Source organism: Solemya pervernicosa gill symbiont, from assembly GCF_002020875.1.
Classification (GTDB): Bacteria; Pseudomonadota; Gammaproteobacteria.
Genome location: NZ_MPRL01000096.1, coordinates 1 through 8,342, shown reverse-complemented (window position 1 = coordinate 8,342; position 8,342 = coordinate 1). Strand labels below are relative to the sequence as shown.

The 8,342-nt window shown below is 57.7% G+C and carries 6 protein-coding genes; 2 read left to right on the top strand and 4 right to left on the bottom strand.

The annotated features are described in order from the left end of the window. The first annotated feature begins 211 nt into the window (after positions 1-211). Positions 212-1,198, top strand: coding sequence for a Tll0287-like domain-containing protein (locus tag BOW52_RS15805; protein WP_078485045.1), 987 nt, complete (start codon positions 212-214; stop codon positions 1,196-1,198). Beyond that, positions 1,167-2,009, top strand: a complete 843-nt coding sequence (locus BOW52_RS15800) for a sensor domain-containing diguanylate cyclase (RefSeq protein WP_078485044.1) — start codon at positions 1,167-1,169, stop codon at positions 2,007-2,009. Before BOW52_RS15805 ends, BOW52_RS15800 begins: the two co-directional genes overlap by 32 nt. A 9-nt stretch (positions 2,010-2,018) precedes the next feature. On the opposite strand, the gene BOW52_RS15795 is transcribed toward BOW52_RS15800, so the two are convergent. The 4 genes from BOW52_RS15795 to BOW52_RS15780 are packed head-to-tail and all read right to left on the bottom strand — an operon-like array spanning position 2,019 to position 8,248. Continuing rightward, entirely contained in the window at positions 2,019-3,830 is a 1,812-nt protein-coding gene (locus tag BOW52_RS15795) for an AMP-dependent synthetase/ligase (protein ID WP_078485043.1), read from the bottom strand. Continuing rightward, entirely contained in the window at positions 3,830-5,812 is a 1,983-nt protein-coding gene (locus tag BOW52_RS15790; RefSeq protein ID WP_078485042.1) for a 3-hydroxyacyl-CoA dehydrogenase NAD-binding domain-containing protein, read from the bottom strand. Before BOW52_RS15790 ends, BOW52_RS15795 begins: the two co-directional genes overlap by 1 nt. Beyond that, on the bottom strand, positions 5,809-7,122 hold the full coding sequence (locus BOW52_RS15785; RefSeq protein WP_078485041.1) for an acetyl-CoA C-acetyltransferase: 1,314 nt from the start codon (positions 7,120-7,122) through the stop codon (positions 5,809-5,811). The genes BOW52_RS15790 and BOW52_RS15785 overlap by 4 nt, the downstream gene beginning before the upstream one ends. Next, positions 7,097-8,248: an acyl-CoA dehydrogenase domain-containing protein gene (locus tag BOW52_RS15780; RefSeq protein ID WP_078485040.1), complete on the bottom strand. Its 1,152-nt coding sequence runs from the start codon at positions 8,246-8,248 to the stop codon at positions 7,097-7,099. Before BOW52_RS15780 ends, BOW52_RS15785 begins: the two co-directional genes overlap by 26 nt. Between the last annotated feature and the right edge of the window lie 94 nt (positions 8,249-8,342).

The window sequence follows — 8,342 nt, the reverse complement described above, 5'->3', positions numbered from 1 at the left end:
GGGGCGCCGTAGGCATAAACGGTCGCGTTAAGTATTTGCCGCTTGCTTGGGCTTGGACGCCCAAAACAAGCTTCCGCAAAAATAGCGACTCCCCGAAATCAACCTAATCAATGGCAGCCCTATGCTGCCTAGATACCCGAATTAATTGTGGTATATACCCCCTCAAATCGTGGTAGGTTTAACTTATATCGTTCATGACAATTTGATACCGATGCCATCCTCAAAAAACCACACTGCACTACTGCTCTACTGGCCCCTCTGGGTAGTATTGGTATCGCTGCTGGTCGGTTTCAGCTGGTGGTGGAACATCAACGCTATCGAAAGGCAGGCCCTCAATCTCGCTCTGGAACGTGGCCGCTACACCTACAAAATCATCGAAACAGCGCGTTTATGGGTAGCACAACACGGCGTCATCTATGCCAAAACGAGCCAGGCCACACCTCCCAATCCCTATCTCGAAGTGCCTGAACGAGATATCGAGACCCCCTCCGGTATCAAACTGACCGCGATCAACCCTGCCTACATGACGCGACAGCTCACCGACCTGTTGAAGGAGAAGGAGCAGTTCTACGTCAGACTAACCAGTCTCAAACCACTCAATCCAATCAATGAGCCCGATCCCTGGGAACGGGATGCATTGAACCTTTTCGAACAGGGTGAGGGCGAGGTGCTTGAGAGCGTTAAGAGCGATCAGGAGCAGATGGTCCGTTACATGGCGCCACTGGATGTGAAACCTGCCTGTATGAAGTGTCATGAGAAACAGGGGTATCAGGTAGGCGATATACGTGGCGGCATCAGCGTCTCATTTCCGCTCGCCCAATACAGTGCAGCGACCTTCGAGCAGCGTTTTAACACCAACCTGATTCACCTCATCGCCTGGTTCGCCCTCAGTCTGCTCTCCGCCACCACGGTCAGACTCATCCTCAGACATGAAGGCGTACTCGAAAAGGCCCGCGACGATCAGGAGCATCTGGTTAAGGTGCGTACCCGTGAATTGCAGAGTGAGGTTCAGATTCGAAAACGGGCCGAGGAGAAGTTACAGCTGATGATGAACTCCACTGGTGCGGGGAGTCGCTATTTCTTCTTCGTCGTTCGCTCACGCTCTCAACTACGAATATGCAGACGGCGTCGACTATCGCGGACTAACCGCCTTCGCTTCGCTATCCATGGCGGTCAGCGAGGGCATTTTCGGTCTTAACCACCGCGGCAAGATCACCTTCATGAATTCTGCCGCCCTGCAAATGCTCAGATACGACAGACCCGGTCAGGTCATCGGCCAGGAGTCTCACCGCTTTATGCACCACCGTAACAGCAATGGAGAGCACCTCTCTTCTGAACAGTGCAGCATGCGTAAGGCATGGAGTGAGGGGGTTGCTGTCTATAGCGATAGCGAAATGTTTAAACGCGGTGACGGTGAGGACATCACGGTCGAGTTTAGCGCCAACCCGCTCTTCGATGACGACAAACTGGTGGGGGCGGTGGTCAATTTCTCCGACATTACCATGCGCAAAGCACAGGAAGAGCGCATCTGGCACCAGGCCAACTTCGATCAACTCACCGGCGTTCCCAACCGCTCACTCTTCATCGACCGACTCACTACTGTGCTCGATCAGGCAAGACGCAACAATGCCCTGCTGGCGCTACTGTTTATCGATCTGGATCGGTTTAAACCGATCAACGACCAGCATGGCCACGATGTAGGTGATGTGGTGCTACAGACGGTTGCACGCCGCATCCAGGCCTCGCTTCGTCAAAGTGACACCGTGGCGCGCATCGGTGGTGATGAGTTTGTCGCCATCCTCCCCTCAGTTGAATCGAGCAGCGATGCCAGAATCGCCGTGAAAAAGATCACGGCCTCCATCAAGCGCCCTATGGAAATCGACGGTCAATCGATCAGCGTCGGCGTATCGATCGGTATCGCCCTCTTTCCCGATGATGGTGAGTGTGTCGAAACACTGCTCAAACAGGCCGACCATGCGATGTATAAAATCAAATCGACTGAACGTTAACGCCCCACATCAGGCTTGTACTGACTCGTGGCCGGCGTACATACGTTCGATCTGATCGTGATAACGCTGCTCAATCTGATCACGCTTTACCTTTAACGTTGGTGTCATCAAACCATTCTCAATACTCCACGTCTCCCCTATCAGGGTAATGCGACGAATTTTCGCATAGCCTGGGAAGTCACCCAGCGCCGATACAAGTCGCGCCTTAGCCGTCGCAACGATCCGGTTATGACTCAACAACCGATCTCGGTCACCACCGATGTCGAGCTCGCGCGCCAAATCACGTAGTGCATCGACATCCATTACACAGAGCGCACTCAGATAGGGGCGCCCCTCACCTACAATCATCACCTGTTCAAAGAGTGGATCGAGTGACAACGTCAACTCCATATCGGCAGGTGAGACCTTCTCACCATTGGAGAGCACGATGATCTCCTTGACCCGACCGGTGATATGCAGATGCCCACCGGCATCAATCGCGGCGAGATCTCCCGTATGCAACCAGCCGTGGCTGTCGATCATCTCCCGCGTCGCCTGTGGCTGATGCCAGTAGCCGAGCATGATATTGGGTCCACGCACCAGCAACTCACCACGCTCATCGACACGCGTCTCTACACCGGGCAGCGGTGTGCCAACGCTCTCGGGCAGATTATCCTTGGGCGAATTGACACTGATCACCGGACTCGACTCGGTCAGTCCATAGCCCTGAAGCAGCGGCACGCCCAGGCCGACGAAGGCGTGGGAGACCGCCGGCGAGAGGGGCGCACCACCACTGATTGCCAGACGCAGACGTCCACCGAGACGATTGAGTAGTTTGTTGGCCACCAGCAGCTTGAGCAGCGGCCAGAGCAGCAGTTGCGGACTCCACAGCGCACGGTGTTGGCGATGCTGAAAACGCGCCCAACCGACGGTGACTGCCCACTCAAACAGTTTCTGGATTGAGGCGGAACGTCCTTTCATCTTCGCCCGGGTGCGATTGAAGATACGCTCGAAGATACGCGGCACACTTACTAGTACTGTCGGTCGTATCACCTGAAGATCCTCCGCCAGCTCCTCGATCGAACGGGAGAAGGCAACGGTGGCGCCAGTCATCACCGGAATGTAATAACCGGCGGTTCGCTCCAGTGTGTGTGAGAGCGGCAGGAAGGAGAGAAACAGATCGTCTTCATAGACCTGCACCTGCTCAACTCCGGCAAAGGCGTCGAAGAGGATATTGCGATGACTCAGCATCACCCCCTTCGGCTGTCCGGTGGTACCAGAGGTGTAGACGATCGTCGCTAGCTCATCGGCACCACTCTCGTTGCACTGCATCTGGTATGGCTGCTCGGGTAGCCAGCTATCAACACGACGCAAGTGCCCCTTGGTATCACTCCCCCGCTGCAGGGTTACCACATGCTGAAGTTCATCGAGCTGGTCCATATAGGGATGCAGTGCCTGCCACTGCTCATCCCGTTCGACCAGCAGCAGCCGTACCCCGGCATCGTGAAGGATGAAGGCGATATTGCCCGGATTGTCATCGACGTAGAGCGGCACCGTAACCAGTCCCAGCCCCAGCGCGGCCTGGTCGAAGATCACCCAGTGACGCCCGTTATGTAACATCAGTGCAATACGATCACCCGACTTGAGGCCATCGATCTTCATCGCCGCCTGCCAGCGCGCCACCTCATCGGCTATCGTCTGCCAGCTGTAGTTTCGCCAGCTCTGCGCCTCACGGTCATATTCGATATAGGCGCACTTATCGGGGCTCGCCTCAACCCGTTCACGGAACAGCCCCGCCAGGGTACCGGCATCACCGGGGCAGATTAAATCGAGCTGTTTCATCACACACCTCCACTGACCACCACACCATGACGGGGCGTCACCTCATCGGGTTCGGGTCGGTTTCGAAGAAAGTTAAGGGGGCCGCCACGAAACGGCGCAAAACCGGTGCCAAAAACAATACCGGCATCAACCAGATCGGCCTCACTGACAATGCCATCACGCAGACACGCCTGCGCTTCATTGGTGATACGGCCGATCAATCGTTCGGTAATCTCACGTCGTGTCAGACCGCTGCCATCGACCTGGCCCTTCACGACCGGCTGACCGTTACGATAGCGATAGAAGCCGTTGCCACTCTTCACGCCCAGCCGCCCCTCGGCCACTCGCTCACGCAGTAGCGTCGGCACCGCCAGATTGAGCGGTTCACTCAGCACTCCCGCCACGGCCAGACAGATATCGAGACCAACCGTATCGGCCAGACGTATCGGCCCCATCGGCATACCAAATTCGAGTGCCGCACGATCAATACGCGCAGCGGGTACGCCACGTTCGACCAGCGCCACCGCCTCAAGCAGATAGGGCATCAAGACACGATTAACAAGAAATCCTGGCGAGCTCTTAACCGGTAGCGGTAGACGTTCAATACGACGCACATAGGCGCAGGCCTTTTTCACCGCATCGCGTCCACTGCGTTCACCCACCACTACCTCCACCAGCTGCATCTTCGCCACTGGATTGAAAAAGTGAATACCGACCAGCCGCTCCGGGTGGCTCATGCCATCGGCCAGCACCTCAAGCGGAATACTCGAGGTATTAGTGGCAAAGATCGCGTTTCGTTTCGCACGTGTCTCCAGTTCGCGGAATAGTCCCTGCTTGGCGGCTGCATCTTCGATAATCGCCTCAATGAAGAGATCGGCATGGGCCACACCCTCACCTCGCAGATCGGGTATCAATCGATCCATCGCGGCGGTCACCGCCAGCGGCTGTTTAAGCCGTTTATTGAACAGATCGTGGGCACGTTTTACCGCTCGGGCCAGAACCGCTGCATCGCGATCCTGCAAGGTGACACGAAAACCCTGCAGTGCCGACCAGGCGGCGATATCCCCGCCCATTACACCGGCACCGACCACATGAATATGACGTCCTTTGAAGAGCGATTTGTCACCCTGACGTTTAAACTTCTCCTGCAGGAAGAAGACCCTCACCAGACTCTGCGCCGTCTCACCACAGATCAGTCGTGCAACCGAGAGCGCCTCGGCAGTCGCCTGGCGCTTCTCTGCTCCGTAACGTCGCCACAGTTTCAACAACGCAAAGGGGGCCGGATAGTGATCCGCCCTCACCCGCTGTTTTACACGACGCATCAGTATCGGTTCGATAAGGTGACGCAAAAGATAAGTACCCATCATGCGTTTATGCCAGACAGGACGATGCTGTTTGGGGGGACGTCTAATCAGCTGTTCAGCCGCATCGTGGAGCTGACGTTGCGGCACCACCTGATCAACCAGCCCGATTCGTCTGGCCGCCTTTGCCGAGAGACTCCGACCGCTGAGCATCAGCTCCAGTGCTGGCAGATGACCGATCAGCTGCGGCAGTCGTAGCGTGCCGCCAAAGCCGGGGTGTATGCCGAGCTTCACCTCGGGTAGTCCCAGTCGACTCTGCTGTTCTGCGATGCGGTAGTTACAGGCGAGTGCCAGCTCCAGTCCACCACCCAGAGCAAAGCCGTGGATCAGCGCCAGGGTAGGAAAGGGTAAGTTTTCGATACGCTCCATCAGGTCTTGACCATGCAGAATCAGATCAAGTGCCGTCTCTTCATCGTCGAGGCCACGGAACTGCTCTACATCGGCACCGGCAATAAAACCGTTGGCCTTGGCCGAGGCGATCACAAGTCCTCTGGCCGGTTGTCGCTCCAGCGATGTCAGCTGCTCATCGAGCCCCTCAAGCACCTCGCTGGAGAGCGCGTTGATATCACGATCAAAGCGATCGAGCATCAGCCATGCATAGCCGTCACTGCTGCGCTGTAGCTGCCAGTGTTTGTCACTCATGCCCCACCCCCAGTACGCTCCAACATCACCGCACCACCCTGCCCACCACCAATACAGAGTGAGGCGATACCGCGATGCGCCTCTTCACGTTCGAGCACTTTAAGTAGGTGCAGCACCAACCGTGCACCACTGGCACCCACCGGATGGCCGATGGCGATGGCACCGCCATCGACGTTGAGCTGCTGTTCGGGAATGGCGCCAAGCGATTTTTCACGCCCGAGTTCATGCTGGCAGAACGAGTCGCTATTCCAGGCGCTCTGGCAGGCAAGTACCTGGGCGGCAAACGCCTCGTTGATCTCCCAGAAATCGACCTGATCGGGACGCATGTGGTGACGTTTGAGTAGCGTACTCATCGCATAGGCGGGGCCCAGTCCCATCTCGGCCGGATCGAGTCCCGACCAGACCAGATCTGTGATGCGTCCCAGCACCTTCAAACCGTAACGATCCACGGCGTCAGCCGAGGCGAGTAGTAGCATCGCCGCGCCATCACTCACCTGAGCACTATTACCAGCGGTGACATGACCAACGGGGCGATCGAAGACCGGTCGTAACCAGGCCATCGCCGCCATATCGCTATCGCGGCGCAAGCCGTTATCGTCTTTAAGAATGGTGCCGTCACTCAGGTAGAGTGGTTCAATCTCATCCAGCCAACGACCATCCTGCGCCTCACCGAGTCGACGATGGCTCTCAAGTGCATACTCATCCATCTGCTCGCGCTCGATACCAAAACGGTGCGCCAGCAGCTCGGCGGTCTGCCCCATTGAGAGACCGACCACCGGATCGGTCAGTCCACGCAGGAGTGCGATCACCGGCTGCAGATGGGCCGGTCGCAGCTCAGCGAGTAGTTGCACACGAGCGCCAAAGCTACGCGTCCGACTCCAGTGGTAGAACCAGTGGCTCATCAACACACTCAGTAGTAGCGGTGCTCGGCTCATCGCCTCGACACCACCCGCTAACACCAGCTCACTACGACCGCTGGCAATCGACTGGTAGGCCGAATCAACCGCTTGCAGGCCCGAGGCGCAGTTGCGCTGCACCGTCCAGGCAGGGGTCTGTTGTGGCAGGCCGAGTCGCAGCCCGACCACCCGTGCGATATTCGCCTCATCGGGCCCCGGCATCACGCAGCCAAGCACCACCTCATTGATCTGTTCGGCCTCAAAGGGCTGGCGTATCAATAGTGATCTGGCTGCAGCCACAGCAAGATCGGCAGCAGCCAACGGCCCCGGACCCTGTGCCTTGAGAAACGGCGTGCGACTGCCATCAACCACATAGACCGGTCGCGCCTTAGGCTGACTGTTGGCTCTTTTCATCACTCACCCCCTGTAGTTGCTGCGGTGCAAAATCATCCACGGTGATCGCCTCACGGCGTGCATTAACTGCCGCCGCCATTCGCGCCCCCTCATCTTTGGAGAAGACCCCTTTGGCCACCGCCTGATTGATCAGGCCCAGCTCATCACGACCACTCACCACGCCGTGGCGCTGCGCCTTGCGCAGCCGTCGCTCCAGCGGTGCTGTTTCGGCTGCCAGTGAGAGCGCCCGCTCCAGCTGGGCAAGCGGTTCGTGGCTCGCTTCGGGAAGATAGATTCCGGCAGTGAGCTGATCACGCAGTGTTGACGGCTGCAGTAGTAGCTCCGCCAACTGCTGCTCTTCGCTATCTGAGGGGTGGCGCGCCTTGCGTCCAAGGGGCAACAGCAGCTGGCGCAACAACCAGCCGATCAGAGGACGTGGGCAGTTATGACTCAGCTCAAACAGCGCCTGCTCGCCGCGCGCCACGGCATCATTAACCACCCAGTCGAGCAGTGGTCGCTCCTCGTTGTGGGCACCGTGGTCGCGAAAGTGGTTAATCGCCGCCGAGGCGATATAGAGCTGGCTAAGCATGTCGCCAAGGCGCGCCGAGAGACGTTCACGACGCTTTAGCTCGCCGCCCAGACCGATCAACATCAGATCAGCACACACCGCCAGTGCTGTACTGAGTCGGTTCAAGCGCTGCAGGTGACGTTTCAGGCGACTCTGTGGTGTGGAACTGAGACGCCCATCGCTCAGTGCATAGACAAAGCCGCGCACCAGATTGGAGATCAGATGGCGCTGATGGGCACCAAAACTGCGATCAAACGCCACCGCGTCACCCCGTGCGGCCGCCTCCATCTCGGTCAGCAGGTAGGGGTGAGCACGGAGCGCGCCCTGACCAAAGATGATCAGGTTTCTTGTCAGGATGTTGGCCCCCTCAACGGTGATGCTGATCGGGATCGCCTCATAGATACGCCCCAGAAAGTTGTGCGGCCCCATGCAGATACCGCGGCCACCCAGCACATCCATACCGTCATTAACCACCTTACGCATCCGCTCGGTGAGATGATATTTGGCAATGGCAGTGGCGATGGCAGGTCGCTCGCCCCGATCAACAGCGCCGCAGGTAAAGTGGCGCACCGCATCCATCGCTGACCGCCATGGATAGCGAAGCGAAGGCGGTTAGTCCGCGATAGTCGACGCCGTCTGCATATTCGTAGTTGAGAGCGGGAGCGAACGACGA

What these genes read in the sequence shown, in the direction of transcription:
- BOW52_RS15805 (WP_078485045.1), top strand. Translation starts at nt 212, where the DNA reads ATGCCATCCTCAAAAAACCACACTGCACTACTGCTCTACTGGCCCCTC.
- BOW52_RS15800 (WP_078485044.1), top strand. Translation starts at nt 1,167, where the DNA reads ATGGCGGTCAGCGAGGGCATTTTCGGTCTTAACCACCGCGGCAAGATC.
- BOW52_RS15785 (WP_078485041.1), bottom strand. Translation starts at nt 7,122, where the DNA reads ATGAAAAGAGCCAACAGTCAGCCTAAGGCGCGACCGGTCTATGTGGTT.
- BOW52_RS15780 (WP_078485040.1), bottom strand. Translation starts at nt 8,248, where the DNA reads ATGGATGCGGTGCGCCACTTTACCTGCGGCGCTGTTGATCGGGGCGAG.
- BOW52_RS15795 (WP_078485043.1), bottom strand. Translation starts at nt 3,830, where the DNA reads ATGAAACAGCTCGATTTAATCTGCCCCGGTGATGCCGGTACCCTGGCG.
- BOW52_RS15790 (WP_078485042.1), bottom strand. Translation starts at nt 5,812, where the DNA reads ATGAGTGACAAACACTGGCAGCTACAGCGCAGCAGTGACGGCTATGCA.